6 protein-coding genes are annotated in these 16,445 nt (G+C 42.2%); all 6 read right to left on the bottom strand.

All coding sequences use genetic code 11. The annotated features are described in order from the left end of the window. Positions 1-15: 15 nt before the first annotated feature. The 6 genes from FBB35_RS19775 to FBB35_RS19750 all read right to left on the bottom strand — a co-directional run bounded on the left by FBB35_RS19775 (position 16) and on the right by FBB35_RS19750 (position 16,269). Positions 16-4,977, bottom strand: a complete 4,962-nt coding sequence (locus FBB35_RS19775) for a non-ribosomal peptide synthetase (RefSeq protein ID WP_174711043.1) — start codon at positions 4,975-4,977, stop codon at positions 16-18. A 130-nt stretch (positions 4,978-5,107) separates the two neighbouring features. Next, positions 5,108-5,902 carry an SDR family oxidoreductase gene (locus FBB35_RS19770; protein WP_174711042.1) on the bottom strand — a complete coding sequence of 265 codons (795 nt, stop codon included), beginning with the start codon at positions 5,900-5,902 and terminating at the stop codon, positions 5,108-5,110. A gap of 13 nt (positions 5,903-5,915) precedes the next feature. After that, positions 5,916-6,602, bottom strand: a complete 687-nt coding sequence (locus FBB35_RS19765; RefSeq protein ID WP_174711041.1) for a cupin domain-containing protein — start codon at positions 6,600-6,602, stop codon at positions 5,916-5,918. Positions 6,603-6,608: 6 nt separating this feature from the next. Then, complete coding sequence (locus FBB35_RS19760; protein ID WP_174711040.1) at positions 6,609-7,202, bottom strand: LysR family transcriptional regulator; 594 nt, start codon at positions 7,200-7,202, stop codon at positions 6,609-6,611. A gap of 142 nt (positions 7,203-7,344) precedes the next feature. After that, the gene (locus FBB35_RS19755; protein ID WP_174711039.1) at positions 7,345-12,093 is read right to left on the bottom strand and encodes a non-ribosomal peptide synthetase; all 4,749 of its coding nucleotides are present in this window, start codon (positions 12,091-12,093) and stop codon (positions 7,345-7,347) included. Next, entirely contained in the window at positions 12,094-16,269 is a 4,176-nt protein-coding gene (locus FBB35_RS19750) for an SDR family NAD(P)-dependent oxidoreductase (protein WP_174711038.1), read from the bottom strand. Positions 16,270-16,445 lie beyond the last annotated feature (176 nt).

Genomic DNA, 16,445 nt, shown 5'->3' with positions numbered 1-16,445 from the left:
CCAGATATCAACCTATTAATTGTTTAATTGGTCTTGGATGGCTGCTGCTAGCTGAAATACAGTAGGTTTTTCAAACAGGTAAATCAACGGCAGTTCGACTTGCAAAGCTGACTGTATTTTGCATATAACTTCAAGAGCTTGAGCAGAATGTCCTCCTAGTTCAAAAAAATTGTCTTGAGTGCTAATCCGATCTAGTCCTAAAATTTCTTTCCAAATAGCTAACACAACTTCTTCGATAGAATTTTGAAGTGTAACAAAATCCTCTGATATTGGAGAGACAACAGTTTGAGTGGGCAAACTTGGAGGTTCCGATATTAAGATAAGTTCAGCTAGACGCTGGTTATAATTGGTCGTTATTTTTTCCAGCAAGGTCTGAAAATTATCGACCATCTTGGTAATAGTTGCAGGTTCAAATAAATCGGTTCTGTAGACAAGCAAACCTTCAATACCTGTTGATGTTTCTTCGAGGGTTAACTCTAAATCAAACTCTGCGGTATCTTTTGTATCTCTGGCAATAAACTGCTCTTTCAAAGTGAGATTTGCAAATTGTAAATTATCCTCTGGAGTATTTTGAAAGACAAACATTACTTGATTTATTAATGTGTAACTAGGATCTCTGACTGGTTGGAGTTCTTCTATTAGCTTAATCAGGGGCATTTCTTGATGAGCGTAAACACCCAAGGCTATCTCGCGCACTCGGCTAAGTAGTTCTCGGAAACTGGGGTTTCCTCCTAAGTTGGTACAAAATGGCAATAAATTGACAAAGAAACCAATCAGTCCTTCAGTTTCTACTCTGGTGCGATTTGCCAGGGCGCTGCTGACAATGATATTTTCCTGTCTTGTATAAGAGAAGAGTAATGTCTGGAATGCTGCCAACAATGTCATAAACAGGGTTACGCCTTCCTGTTGACTCAGTACCTTCGACGCATCGGTTAATTTCTGGGAGAGAACTATTGGTTGACCTGCACTTTTAAAGGTTCGCGCTGGTGGACGGGGATGATCAGTTGGTAGCTTCAATATTGGGGGAGTAGTGCCTAAATGCTTTTGCCAAAACTGAAGCTGAGATTCTAAGACTTGCCCTTGTAACCACTGCCTCTGCCATTGAGCAAAGTCAGTATATTTGATCGCTAACTCAGTCAACGGCGACGGCTTACCCTCACAAAAGGCTTCGTAAACCTTTGCCAGTTCTTGGGTTAGGACACTAAAAGACCAACCATCAGCAACAATATGGTGGGTGACGGCAACGAATAGATACTCTTGTTCATCCAAACGCCAAAGCTTGCTGCGTAATAAAGGACCTCGTGCCAAATCGAAAGGATGCTTAATTTCTTTCTCAGCTAGTTGTGTAACTTGAGTTTCACGTTCAGTTACGGGAATGTGCCGCAAATCGATTACGGAAAAGTCAAAAACAGGCTCGTTAATAACAGCATAAACAACTTGGCCATTTTTAACCTGAAAAGTCGATCGCAATGTCTCATGTCGCAGGACAATTTCTCTTAAACTATCTGATAATGCTTTTTCGTTGAGCGCACCTGTGATGCGATAGACCAAAGGCAGATTATAGATGGAACTGTCTGGATAGAATTGGTCAAAAAACCACAACTCTAGCTGTGTTAAAGAAATTGGTATTGGCTCGTTTTGCGAGGGAAACCGTTTTAGAGATAATTCCTCATGGTCTGGTGCTTTAGCTGTGGCGATTTTTTGGGCTAAAGGTGCGATCGCAGGAGACTCAAACAAACTTAACAGTGGTAATTCTATCCCAAATGCTTTGCGCGTTAAAGCAATAACCTGAGTTGCTAGTAAAGAATGTCCCCCCAAATCAAAGAAGTTGTCATAAATACCAACTCGTTCTAACCCTAAAACATCTCTCCAAATCCCAGCCAAGATTTCTTCGGTGGGAGTACGCGGCTCAACAAAAGTTTGACTTAACTCCGGTCGGCTGGTTGTCGGTTCTGGTAAAGCGCGACGGTTTACCTTACCATTGGGTGTTAAGGGGAACGATTCCATTTCGACAAAAGCTGATGGAATCATATAATCTGGCAATTGCTCAGTCAAAAAAGTCCGCAGTTGTTCGACTGTTACTGTCTCTCCCGGAATTGGAACAAAGTAAGCAACTAAATATTTTTCCCTGGCACTTTCTCCATGCACTTTTGCGACTGCTTGGTTAATTTGAGGATGTTTGCTCAGAACGGCTTCAACTTCTCCAAGTTCAACGCGAAAGCCCCGGATTTTTACCAAATCATCTATCCGTCCCAAAAACTCGATATTGCCATCTGGTAAGTATCGAGCTAAGTCACCAGTTTTATAGAGGCGGGGATTGGGGATTGGGGACTGGGGACTGGGGACTGGGGACTGGGGATTAGGAAGAATTTCTGCTCCTCTACTCCTCTGCTCCTCTGCTCCCCTGCTCCCCTTCTCCTCTGCTCCCCTGCCTCTTCGGAACGGATTTGGGAGAAATTTTTGATTGGTCAAATCTGCACGGTTGAGGTAGCCACGAGCCAAACCATCACCACTCACGTAGAGTTCCCCAGGAACGCCAATCGGCACGGGTTGGAGATTGCCGTCTAACAGATAAACTTGCACGTTGACAGCAGCTTTACCAATGGGAGGATAAATCGGCCATTCATTTGGCTTTTGGCTAAAAGTATAAGCTGTAACTAAGTCTGCTTCCGTGGGGCCATAGAAATTGTAGAGTGTACAATTTTCTAGACGCTTAAACAGCTTAATCATCGGCTGAGTAATTTGGAGTTGTTCGCCACAAGCGATCGCTTCCTGAATATTGTTAAATAAATGTACTTGCTCTCCGTAGATTTCCGCTAATTGCTGCCACAGGCTAACTGGCAGAAAAACTTTGCCAACGGGATTGTTAGCAAGCAAGTGGATTAATTTATCTAAATCTTTGCGATCGCATTCAGAAATCATATACAGCGTCCCTCCCAAGCCCCACGCCACGGATATTTCGTGATAGCTGACATCAAAACTCAGGGAAGCAAACTGAAGCACACCAATACCTGTGACCATTTTTGCCTGATGGTGTTCTATTAAATTGGTGAGCGATCGCTGGGTAACAAGAGTGCCTTTGGGAGTGCCTGTAGAGCCAGAAGTATATATGATGTAGGCTAAATTATCAGCTGCTACTTCAACTTGCAAATTACTCTCAGATTCTTTGCTGATTTCGTCCCCATCTTCATCTAACACAATCAGATGATGAGCCAAGTTGCCCTCAAGCAATGACTTCCAACGTGTTTGAGTTAAGACGACTGATGCTTGAGAATCCTTGAGCATGAAAACTAAACGCTCTGATGGATAAGTAGGATCGAGGGGAACGCAAACTCCCCCAGCCTTGAGAGTTCCTAAGATAGCGATCGCAGCTGCTAGCGATCGCTCTACACAAATACCCACTGGGAAATCTGGCTTCACACCCAAGCGTTGCAAGTAGCGGGCGATTTTATTGGCTTGCTGGTTTAACTCTTCATAAGTCAATTGTTGGTTGTCATATACCACCGCCAAGGCTTGGGGTGTTTTTTTGACTTGCTCCTCAAATAACTGATGGATGCAACGATTGATGGGATGCGCTGCTGAGGTAGCATTCCATTGGACTAAAAGTAAATTTTGCTCTGCTGGAGTTAGTAGCGGTAACTCGCCTGGGGTACGATGAGGATTGACGGTAATTCCCTCCAACAGAGTGAGGAAATGACCAGCCATGCGATCGATAATCTCTGGATCAAAGCGATCGCGATCGTAGTAAATTTTTACAGTCATTTCCTCGCCAGGAATTGCCAGCAGTGTGAGAGGATAATTGGTTTGTCCCCTGTCTTGTAACTCCCCAATACTCAAGTTTCCAGGAAGTTGCTGCAACGTTACATTTACAGGATAGTTTTCAAATACAACGAGGCTTTCAAACAAAAGTTGAGTGCGAGGAACTTCACTTACGCCTTGAATATCTACGAGTGGGGTGTATGAATACTGCTCCCGTTCTATATATTCTTGTTGCAACAACCGCAACCAGGTTAACAAATCGGTTGTATCAGTGATTTTTACCCGTGCTGGTAGAGTATTAATGAACAACCCCACCATCAACTCCACACCAGATAAACTAGCAGGACGACCAGATACAGTAGTGCCAAAAACCACGTCAGACTCGCCACTGTAGCGACTTAGTAACAACCCCCAAGCAGCTTGTACTAAGGTCGCAAGTGTCAGATGATGTTGTTGGGCAAAAGATTTTAAGGTAGTTGTCGTCTCGGCTGATAGATGTTGCGATCGCACTTCAATATTTTGTTGTTGGTGAGAACTCTGCCCTAGCGATCGCTCAACTATCAAAGGCGTAGGTACAGTAAAACCCTCAAGATTTTTTTGCCAAAACGCCTTTGCACCAGTCAAATCTTGCTGCTGCAACCAGTTAATATAATCCCGGTAAGGGCGACTGGGGGCTATATATAACTGTTGACCATTTTGAATTGACTCATATAAAGCAAACAATTCTTTAACAAGAATCGGCCAACTCCAACCATCAACTAATAAATGATGAAAGCTCCAAACAAACTCATAAGTTTCATCAGCTACTTGAATTAAGGCAAAGCGCATTAATGGAGCTTTGTCAAGTTCAAAACCTTGTTTTCTATCTGAATCTAAGAAAGAATTGAGACGTATTTCTTGCTCCTGCTGAGGAAACATCCGCCAGTCTAAATTAGACCAAGGCAAATTGACTTCTTTACGTACCACCTGAACTGATTGTTTGCGATTCTTCCAAACAAAAAGAGTCCGCAAAGCTGAATGTCGCTCTACTAAAAGTTGCCAAGCCCGCTCAAATATACCTGCATCTAAATTGCCATGCAGAGTTAATTGAAACTGTTCAAAATATATTGTCGATTCCGGCTCATAGAGAGTATGAAATAGTATCCCCTGCTGCGTAGGCGAAAGGGGATAAATAGCTTCAATATCTTTACTATTACTTTGTTTTTGTGCAACTACCATTGTTTTTATAGATGATATTAATTATGTAATTTATCTCTCTTCTTCTCTTATCTCTGTGTTCTCTGCGCCTCTGCGCCTCTGCGGTACCCTGCGGGAAGCCACTTCGTGTCTACGTTTAAAAAAATAATTATTAAAAAGCAGAACTTGACAATCCGCCATCTACAGAAATAGTAACACCCGTAATATAACTAGCACATTCTGAAGCTAAAAAAGCAACCAAATTAGCAACCTCACTAGAAACACCGCGACGACCAAGAGGAATCATCTTATTCGTTCCTTCGATGATTGAATCAACCGTCCGGCCTTCCTCTTGAGCGAATACTTCTAAATATTCTCGATGCCTTGGAGTATCAATCAAACCAGGATTTACACAGGTAACTAAAACATTCCACTTAGCAACTTGCGTCGCAACAGTTTTAGTAAAGTTGATTAATGCAGCATTCGCCACACCCGATTTAACCAGACGACTAGAAGGTTCTTTTCCCGATGTCCCAACAATATTTATAACGCGCCCCCATTGCTGATTTTTCATCGTTGGTAGCACCAGATTAGTCATGCGGATATAACCCATTAACTTGCCTTCAAAGACAGTTGACCAATCTTCATCAGATAGATTTTCTACTGGTTCATTAGAAAATGTAGCTCCTTCGGAATTATTGACCAAGATATCAATTTTGCCAAATTGAGTGAGAGCTTCTTGAACTAATTTTTGAGAATCACTTGCATTTTGAACATCAGCACAAATAGGAATAACTTTTGCTTGGGAACCAACCAAACTTTGATAAGCTTGTTCTAATCGTTCGGAATTTCTTCCACAAATTATTAACTGACAACCTTCTGATACTAGCTTTTGGGCAACGCTATAACCTATACCAGCACTTGCTCCTGTCACTAAAGCTACTTTTTTCGTTAACCCTAAATCCATGATGAATATTCCTTTAGGAAGCAGTGAGTGCCGTATCATACAAACTATCTTTAGTAGATAAAACAGAGCTATTTTTAATCAAAATTTCAATCAAAGATACTGTCTCATTAGAAGAATTATATCCTCCATAAAGAACATCAGCAGGAGCATAATAAACACTACCAGATTCTAGCTGTTGCTGTTGCTCTGCTACTGCAATCGCCAATTGACCATTCAGGACTATTCCCATTGTTTCACTAGCAGATTGGCGAATTGGTATTATCCCTTTTGGAGGAATTTTGGTAATGAAAATATCAAACCATGAACCAACTACAGATTGACAATCGAAACCTGTAAATCCATATTGAGTGGGTGAGACTTTTAAAATGGCTTCCTCAGCTTCTTCAGAATTAGTGATGCGTTTTACATCAAATGCTAGTGCTGTTTCCTGAAAAGGGTTTATGGAACCATGAAGAACATTAGAACCAGCTACATAAACTTGTTCAAATGGCTTGAGAATTTCTTTAGTCCCGTTGAGGTTAAATTCCAAACGTCCCGCAATTTGCATTCCAATTTGACTTTCGGGATGGCGATGTAATTCAAAAGTAGCACCTGGTGGAATAGAAGCTAATTGAACAATTGTGTCTTGACATTGAAATGCGATTAATTCTACGTCAAAATTAATTTTGATGTTTTTTGGCTGGGGAAAATATTTAGACATGGTTCTCTACTTCTTTTTGTGAAAAATTGACCAACTCATCTCAATGTTTCCATAGATTGAAATAAATTCTAAATCGTAGGCTTTAACAGCATTCTCATTAGTAATAGCGAAGTCGGCTAAACCCTCCATTACCTGAATCGCTGAATCACTGGTAGAAGGAGACAAATCTACTTGTATTTGTGTTTGATCTTGATACTCTGGCAAGAGTTGTGTTAACAGAGGTAGAGGAGCAGGATGGGTAACAATTCTAGAACCGTTGAAAACTATCTCTGTATTTTTTTTCTTAGCCAATCCATAAACTGGAGTGGGATATATAAAAATAAAGCCTAGATCGATACTTGGCTCCATGTAAAACTCATTAATTCGGTCGTAAGCATGAGGAACTAAAGCCAGATTCACCTTATCTTCCAGCAAAGCTTCTTTAACATCTATAAAACTATCAAACAACTGAGTTGATACAGTAAATTCTTCTGAGAGCAGATGGTTGGTTATATGCTTGGCAGCGTAGTCACTACTAGTAGCAGTAGGGCCCAAAGTACCTATAACTAAATTTTTTGAAGGAGGGATACGGGGTTGAAATTCAATCTGAAATTCCAGCATAGTTTTTTCTAAGTAATCATCATGATATTTTTTCTGGCAAGTCCTTGATAGCTTGGTTATGGATAGCCTCCTAAAATTTAGTTTTTTTTGCAGAAAACTTTGTTAAAAGAGAAACTGTGTTTCTAGATGTGGACGACTTTATTTAATTAATTTCTGCTAGCAGTTCGTCCAAAGCTTCTTGGCTAAACTCAACTTCCGGGAAATCTGAAGGAGTATAGCCACCTGCCTCTGGGGATAAGCAGTGGGTAATAATAGTTTCTAAGGTTTCTATATATTCATTAGCCAGATTTTCTACAGTGGCCCAGCTATGGAAATGGTCGCTATATTGCCACTCTAATTTCAGCCTCCCTTCAACAACTAATCCATTGACAGTTAACAAATGGCGGCGCTGTCCTTTGGGACTGTGAATGGAACCGCTAGACTCTTGGGCATATTTCCATCCCAGGGTTGTTAATTGGGTTTGGTCGAATTGACCCAAGTAGTTAAAGCTCACCTCAGCTTTGGGGAGGGCTTCTAATTGATGGCGATCGCTCTCATCCGGGCTAAGATAGCGCCAGATGCCGTAATCAATACCCCGGTTGGGAATCCGGCGCAGTTGCTCTTTTACCGACTTGAGAACCTCTCCGGGATCGTTGCGATCCTCAAGTTTTAACAGAACGGGGAATATACTAGTAAACCAGCCTACCGTGCGGGACAAGTCCACATCCTCAAACAAGTCCTCTCGTCCGTGACCTTCTAAGTCAATCAGTAGGGAGTGAAAACCCGTCCAACGAGTGAAAGTCCGCACTAACGCTGTCAGCAGCACATCATTAATCTGGGTGTTGTAAGCTCCAGGGACATCCTGTAACAGGGCGCGAGTCTGTTCTACACTCAGGTATACAGATACAATCTGACTAGAAGCGACAGTGTTATCTTGGGCAACAGCAGCATAATCCAACGGTAAAGAGGCAATTGGGAACCGCATTGAGTCCAGCCAATAATTTAGCTGTGAATGCAGTTCTTGAGAGCGGGCATAATCCTGCAATCGAATTGCCCAATCTTTAAAGGAAGTTGTTTTTGCAGGTAGTTGGATACTTTTGCCAACTTCTAATTGTTTGTATGCCTCAGATAAGTCTTCTAGCAAAATCCGCCACGAGATGCCATCGACAGCCAAGTGATGGATGACGATGAGTAAACGTGCGGGGGAATTACCTAAGTTAAACAGAACGACCCGCATCAGCGGCCCATCTGCTAAGTTCAGCGTTCTTTGTGCTTCGTCTGCTCTGGCTGCGATCGCCTTTAACTGTTCTGCTGGGGGCAGATATGATAAATCTGCAATACCCAACAATACTTCATCGCTGGCATCACTGTTGTACTGCTGCCATTGCCCATCCTGCTGGACAAACCGCAGGCGTAAAGCATCGTGATGGTACAGTAACTTTTGCAGTGCCTGCTCTAATAATTCCGGTTGCAAATTTGCGGGAACTTCTAGCAGGAAGGATTGGTTAAAGTGATGGGTTTCCGGCAGATTTTGCTCAAAGAACCAGTGCGAAATCGGTGTTAGAGGGACAAGCCCTGTAACTAAACCTTGTTCTGATTTAACCGAATTAATTGTACCAGCAACAGTAGCTAATTCAGCAATTGTTTGGTGTTGAAATAATTGTTTGGGAGTAAGCTTTAGTCCAGATTGATTAGCTTTAGCGATAATTTGCATACTAATAATGGAATCTCCGCCCAATTCAAAGAAATTATCGTGGATACCGACTTTTTTTAGGACTAAAACATCCCGCCAAATCTTTGCCAAGACTTCTTGAGTGTGGGTGTGCGGGGAGACAAAGCCAGTAGATTCATCAAACTCGAACTCTGGTACTGGTAATGCCCGACGGTCTACCTTGCCGTTGGGGGTAATGGGTAGAATTTCCAGAAATGTGAAGGATGCAGGAACCATGTAACTGGGGAGCTTTGACTTGAGAAACTGGCGTAGCTCATTACTGGTAGGCTGTGTTGATTTTGGAATGATATATGCTGCCAAACTCTTCACACCAGGTATATCAACTCTTGCGATCGCCACAGCATCGCGTACCTGGGGGTGTTGAGTCAAAATAGCCTCAATTTCGGAAAGTTCAATGCGGAAGCCGCGAATCTTAACTTGGTTATCAATCCGACCCAAGAATTCTATATTGCCATCGGCTTGGTAGCGAACTAAATCGCCTGTCCGATAAAGTCGTCCTTCAGGTGCGAAAGGGTTACGAATGAAGCGTTCTGCTGTCAGGTCGGGACGATGGAGATAGCCCCGTGCCAAGCTTTCACCACTGATGTACAATTCTCCAGTTACACCGATGGGTACGGGTTGTAATCGGGAATCCAGTACATAAATTTGGGTATTTGCGATCGCCCGCCCGATCGCAGGTGATAAGGCTTGTTGTCTTTTCGGAACAGTCCCAGAGGTTGTAACTACAGTATTCTCTGTTGGCCCGTAATTATTCACCACCTGAAAGGGATGGGAAGTCGAAGGATACTGATGAAGTTGATCCCCACCTGTGAGCAAAGTTCGCAAAGCAGCATTCGGTGGCCAATTTAATGACAGAATTTTCTCGGCCATTGGCGTTGGTAAGAAGCTAATGGTGATTGCCTTTGATAACATCCAGTCTTGCAGTTGCTCAGGGTAAAGCCGGGTTTCATCATCGGGAAAGTGAATGCTAGCTCCCGCCGTCAGATAAGGCCAGATTTCCCAACCACAAGCGTCAAATGCTACTCCAGCAACTTGTGTTACTCGGTCAAGGGACGACACCGCAAAAGCTTGTTGATGCCAAAAGACGAGATTTAACAATCCTCGATGTTCAATTTGAACTCCTTTCGGTCTGCCGGTGGAGCCAGAGGTGTAAATCACATAAGCTAGATTGTCAGTTGTCGCTGTGTGAGGTAAATTCTCTTTGCTGGTGCTGAATGCCCTGTTGCTATCCAGACAAACCACCCGCGCTTTATGTGGCGGTAGCGTTGGAACCAAATTTTCCTGGGTCAACAGCACCGATACCTGAGCATCTTCTAGCATGAAGGCCAAACGCTCTTGGGGATATGCCGGATCAAGGGGTACATAAGCCCCACCAGCTTTGAGAATGCCCAGCAATCCTACTAGCATTAAAGGAGAACGCTCGACGCAAATTCCCACTAATACCTCTGCACCTACACCTAAAGTTTGCAGATAATGCGCCAACTGATTTGCGCGGAGGTTCAACTGTTGGTATGTAAGTGACTCATCCTCATAGACTACTGCGATCGCATAAGGTGTTTTTTCTACCTGCTCCTCAAACAACTCATGGATGCATTTGCTCTTAGGATAAGGCGTGTAAGTATCATTCCATTCCACTAGCAACTGATGCCGTTCTTGCTGACTCAGCAGTGGTAATTCACCAATGGGTTGATTCGGATTAACAATAATCGCTGTTAACAAAGTCTGGAAATGACTTGTCATCCTCGCAATAGTATCTGGCTCAAATAGGTCGCTGTTATATTCCCACGAACCTATCAGCCCCGCCTTCGTCTCCCAAACGGCCAAAGTCAAATCAAACTGAGATGTTCCACGTTCTACAAATTGAGGAGTCAGGGTAACATCAGGCAATTCTAATGTATCCAATAAGAAATTTTCTAAGACAAACACCACTTGGAATAGGGGATTGTAACTGAGAGAACGTTCTGGTTGCAATGCTTCTACCACTTGCTCAAAGGGGACATCTTGGTGAGTGTAAGCGGACGTTGCAACTTGTCGCACTTGAGAGAGAAACTCACTAAAACTCGGATTTCCCTCGATTTGGTGACGCAGTACCAATGTATTGACAAAAAAGCCAATCAATGGCTCTATCTCTCTGCGGTTGCGATTGGCAATGGGGCTACCAATGCAGATATCATCTTGACCACTGTAGCGAAACATTAAAACGACGAAAGCCGCCAGTAGGGTATGGAATAAGGTAGCTCCCGACTGTTGGCTGAAGATTTTGATTTGCTCGCTCAAATTCCGGTCAATTTGAAATTCCTGGGTAGCACCACAGAAAGTATGAACGGCGGGACGTGGTTTGTCTGTGGGTAGTTCTAATAAGGGTGGCGCATTGGCTAACTTTTGCTTCCAGTAATTTAGTTGCTGTTTTTGAATTTCCTCAGTCAACCACTGTCGCTGCCAAACTGCAAAATCAGCATACTGGATAGGCAACTCAGGGAGGAGCGAAGGGGAGTCAAGAGTAAAAGCTCGATAGAAGTTGGACAACTCTTGGATGAATATCCCCATTGACCAGCCATCTGTGATGATATGGTGCATGATCAACACCAGGACATGAGACTCTGGCCCTAGCCTTAGTAAAGTGACGCGCAATAAAGGGCCATTACTCAAATCAAAAGGTTGTCGAGCTTCTTTTGTGACAATCTGTTGTACTTCTGATTCTTCTAAACCTTGCAAGTCCAGCACTGGTATGTTGATTGTCAAGCTAGGAGAAATGATTTGCAAGGGTTTCCCGTCAATTGCGGGAAATGTTGTCCGCAAAATTTCGTGACGGCTGATGATTTCGTTGATACTCTGCTGTAGAGCTTCTATGTTGAGTACACCTGCAACGCGCAGTTGTAAACCCTCGTTATAAAATGGGCTTTGGCTCTCTAATTGATAGAGAAACCACATCCTCTGTTGGGCAAAGGATAAAGGCAACTCTCCAAAACGCTGTATAGATGGTATTGGCTCAAAGGATGAATCTGTTGCACTCTTAGCTTCTTCTAGAAAAGCCAGGATTTCTGATTTGCGCCCTAGTAGTTTGTTTTTGAGGTCTGGGTTCATCACTCCCTTGGGAGCGCGATAATTTAACTGGCCGCCTTCCAGCCAAATTTTTATACCTAAACTATTTAAATAAGATACAAATTCTATTATTGTCATTTATAATACCCCTCCCTCATATTCTTCTTCTGCATCATCAATAGCTACATTCCACTTGCTGACAACAGTTTGTAGCGCTTCAAGGCTTTCCCCCAAATCAGCTACGGTGGGGGATGCAAAAAAACGATTGGGCGACAATTCAACAGAAAAAGCCTCGCGCAACCGAGAAATGACTTGGAAGGCTAGCAAAGAATTTCCTCCTAGTTGAAAGAAGTTGTCGTGAATGCCGATTTGGGGTATTTTTAAAACTTCTTGCCAGCTTTGAGCAATTTGCCTTTCCATTTCGTTTCGGGGAGCGATCGCTCTTTGAGTCATCCCCCTAGCCAGTAAATCTCGATTGATTTCACCATTAGCGGTGAGGGGCATTTGTGATAGTTGCACGAGGTCACAGTTAACGGTTGTTGTGAAGCGATCGCACACTGTAAAATCTGATAACTCTGGTACGGCAGCACCGTTACTCGTAGTGAAATAGGCAGTTAATTTCTGTAACCCTGGAAACTCAGAGGTAAAACGCCGAATTTTGGGATTGCTGCCATCTAAACCGACCACAAGCTGTGCTTGGTCATGATATAAACCAGTCAATAAGGAATATAATCCTTGTTGAAGGCTCATCTCATAAAAGCCTTGAGCGTGGGTGATTTCTTGCCTCTGATAACCTTTGTTGATCCCTGTGTCACGCCAAATTGTCCAAGCAAAGCAATAGCTGTGTAACCCACCAACAGAACGTTGATATTGATTAAAGCTTTCCAAAAAATTGTTAGCAGCAGCATAAGCAGCAGTGGTGGCTCCACCAAAGAAACTCGCTAAAGACGAAAAGCTAATGAAAACCCCCTGCCCTTGCTTGTTCAACACCTGATGCAACACCCAAGCACCTAACACTTTAGGACGTAAGATTGCAGCTAAACTCTGTGGTGTTTCATCTACTAGCATTTTTTCGTGATAAGTTCCCGCCAGATGAATCACCCCAACTAACTGACTTCCCCAGTTAGATTTGACTTTTTCTACTACTTGCTGTGTGGCTTGCAAGTCGCAGATATCCACTGCCTCATAAACCACCGCTCCCAGCTGCTTTAATTCTTGATAAGCTTTAATCTTGTCTGACATTGTTGCAGAGTCATTGGATGCAACATCTGTGGTTGATAGAGAAGTGCGACCTACTAATAATAATTTGGCATTAAAAAACTTAATTAGATATTTAGCAATTTCAACTGCAACACCCCCAAGTCCACCACTTATCAGATACATTCCCCCTGATTTAAAGGGAAGTTCTTGCTTTGGTTTGTCTTGCAGATTAACTTTTTCCAAACCTGCAACAAAACGCTGTCCGTTGCGGTAAGCTACCTCTTGATCTTTTGATAAAACTTGGAGTTCTTGTAGAAGATAGTTTCCATCCACATGTATCGAATTTGGTGTCAAATCGATGTGACGACAATTTAACCAAGGTATTTCCTGGGGAATAGCTTTAATTACTCCCAAAACTGGAGATTTTTCATAAGCTATCTTGTCTATTTCTTCTGTAGACTGGGTGTAGCTAGAAACAAATAATAATTGGACTAAATCTTGGTAATTCTGAGTTTTTGCTAAGGCTTGAACAAGAAACAATAAACTATAAATTCCCTGTTCTTGGGCTTTTTCCAGAGCTTCTATGCTTTTGATTTGCCCGCTATACTCTTGATAATTCCACAAATGGAGAATCTGACCGATAGCCAGGTTATCTGCTTTTATAGCCTCAACCAATAGCTGATAATGGTCTGCGTTGCCAGGAGTTAAACAGAAATGATTGTGACTTTTTTTAGCAAAATCATAACCAGGTGAGACACACAGATATGACAGGTTTTGCTGTTCCAGTTGCTGACAAATAAATGTCCCCAATCCTAACTCGTCAAGGAATACTATAGTCAGATCACTTTGGGATAAAGTCTTCAAAACCTTGGCTTGCTTACGTCGCCAGACTTTTTGGTAGAACCAATCAGGAATAGTGTTGGTATTGCCTAGTAAGATGTCGAATTGCTTGAGAATTAAGTTAAACTCACCTGCATGGAAGCGATCGCGAAGTTGCGATCGCTGGATTTTACCAATCACGGTTTTGGGAATATCTTCTTTAGCTAATAAAACTAAATAATCAGGATTTAATCCGATTTTATTCACCACTGTCTGCCGAATTTTCTTCAGTAGCTCTAACAGTTTTGGTTCTTCTGTAATCGGCGAACTGAAGAAGATGGCTAGTTTCTCTGTTGCACCATCAGCATTACAGACTGCACAAGCGGCGGTGTAGGACACTTCAATTTCTGTAATTTCTTCAACTATTGCTTCAATTTCATGGCTGTAGTAGTTGGCTCCATTGATGATGATAGTTTCCTTGGCACGACCAGTAACCACCAATTGTCTGTTAGCAATGAATCCTAAATCTCCAGTATCAAACCAGCCATCTTTTAAAAAGGATTGACTGTTAGCATTGTGGTTATTGTAATATCCGGGAGAAACTACATCACCTTTAACTTGCAAACTACCTATAGTGTCTTCTCTTAATACAGAGTTTTGCTCGTCTACTATGCGAATGGTAATTCCTGGAATGACTGAGCCTAAATCGGTAAAAGTATTGTAATTTGGATGGTCTATGTCTACTCGTTGAATAGTACCTTGGAATATAGATTTTTCTACCCTATGGAATAACAAAGGTGCTTTTTTCATAGACTGATAATATGTAATTCCCGAACCCATCTCAGCCATGCCAAAAGCGGGACGAATTGCTGTTGCTTTGAGTCCATAGGCAACTAAGTTTTCTCGAAAATCCTCCACAGCTTTACTAGATACTGCTTCACCAGCCGTCAGTAAGAATTTCACGCACGATAAGTTCCAAGTCTGTTCTGGTTCTTGGTTGAGGGAGTCATTAACTATGGAGTATGCAAAGTTAGGTGCCCAGCTATGAGTAATGCGGTATTTATTAATCAAATCCAACCAGTTGAGGATGCGACCCAAAATATATTCTTTTTGGGCATAAACCAAGGTGCAACCCAATTCAACACCACGGATATGCCAGTCGGAAATGCTGCCAATGTGATCGAATGGCAGCCAATTTAAAATCACATCTTCTCGCTCATGCTGATTGAGTTGGTTAGCTCCTCTGGCGCGAGAAATGAGATTTTTATGAGTTAATTGAACGCATTTTGGTATTCCTGTACTGCCAGAAGTGAGGTTGAAAAGAGCTACCTCATCTGGTTGACTATGGTGATATTGTTTGCTGACAAGATTGCATTTTAATACTTCAATTGTGCCTATATTTAGGCGTTCTGTTGGTAGCCATTGCGATAGTAATTCTACTTCTTGTTTGAGAGTTTCCGTAGTTAAAATGACTGGACTATCTAAGAACTGCCAAATATGACAAAGCTTATCCACCACCTTGTTTGATTCTCTATAAGTCGGTGATACTTCCATAATAACGGGTACAAAGCCTCCCAATAGGCAGCCCCAAAAAGCTGGAATAATTTCACAGCTAAGTTCCATCTGCAATATGACTTTATTTTTTGGCTTGAGTCCCAACTTTCTCAAACCAGTAAGAATTCGCTCTGCAATTTCAAGTAACTCAGCATAAGATTGCCGTATTTCTGTGCCATCGGGTAACAGGTAAATAATTTCTCCACTTGCAACTTGTTGTGCGGCTTTTTGTAAAACTTCGGGCAAGGTAATAGGTGCATTGTGATCGCTACGGAGAATATCGCCGTGGCTGATGGCCAGTGGCTTCGATTCTGAGAAATGTTGTTGTGTATTTGATTGGGAGTCTTTGGGAAGTGGGGTAAGGTTAGCGATGGGCAAAGCCCCGCCTCCGGCGATCGCGTTCTTGTCTTGCCAATCTGGGATTAAATCTGATAAATGGAGTGAGGGGATATTCTTTCTAAATTCCTGCACCACTACCACTGCCTGTTCAATTTTGTGATGAGAGTTAAGTTGCTTTTCTACTTGCTCAATTAAACTTTCATCAATAATAGGAATGTTCATCATAGCCAATTCGTCTACCTCTCCTGTGGCAGTTAAAGGTATATTTGAGACTGGTACTATGGCTTTTGGTAATAATGCTTCCCCGGACACCTTTTGAAGATAAGAGCGAATTTGCTTTAGCGAGTTATTTGAATTTGAAACAATATATGGTATTACTTCCAGTGAATATGTTTTATTCACAATCACTGTGCATTCGTTTAATGGAGTTTTCTCCAATAAAACTAGTTCAAACTTAGTTTTAAGTTGCTGTATTTTGTTCAAAAATAAACTCTCTTTTTCTAAAAAATTCATTTTTTACACTCATTACCATAATTTAGATGTACTTAAAAACTGCAAGTCTATACTTAATAATTACT

It is taken from the genome of Nostoc sp. TCL240-02 (assembly GCF_013343235.1).
Taxonomy (GTDB): Bacteria; Cyanobacteriota; Cyanobacteriia; order Cyanobacteriales; family Nostocaceae; genus Nostoc.
Note: the sequence above shows the minus strand (reverse complement) of the source record. Positions and strands in the feature narration are given on the sequence as shown.

What these genes read in the sequence shown, in the direction of transcription:
- FBB35_RS19775 (WP_174711043.1), bottom strand. Translation starts at nt 4,977, where the DNA reads ATGGTAGTTGCACAAAAACAAAGTAATAGTAAAGATATTGAAGCTATT.
- FBB35_RS19770 (WP_174711042.1), bottom strand. Translation starts at nt 5,902, where the DNA reads ATGGATTTAGGGTTAACGAAAAAAGTAGCTTTAGTGACAGGAGCAAGT.
- FBB35_RS19765 (WP_174711041.1), bottom strand. Translation starts at nt 6,602, where the DNA reads ATGTCTAAATATTTTCCCCAGCCAAAAAACATCAAAATTAATTTTGAC.
- FBB35_RS19760 (WP_174711040.1), bottom strand. Translation starts at nt 7,202, where the DNA reads ATGCTGGAATTTCAGATTGAATTTCAACCCCGTATCCCTCCTTCAAAA.
- FBB35_RS19755 (WP_174711039.1), bottom strand. Translation starts at nt 12,093, where the DNA reads ATGACAATAATAGAATTTGTATCTTATTTAAATAGTTTAGGTATAAAA.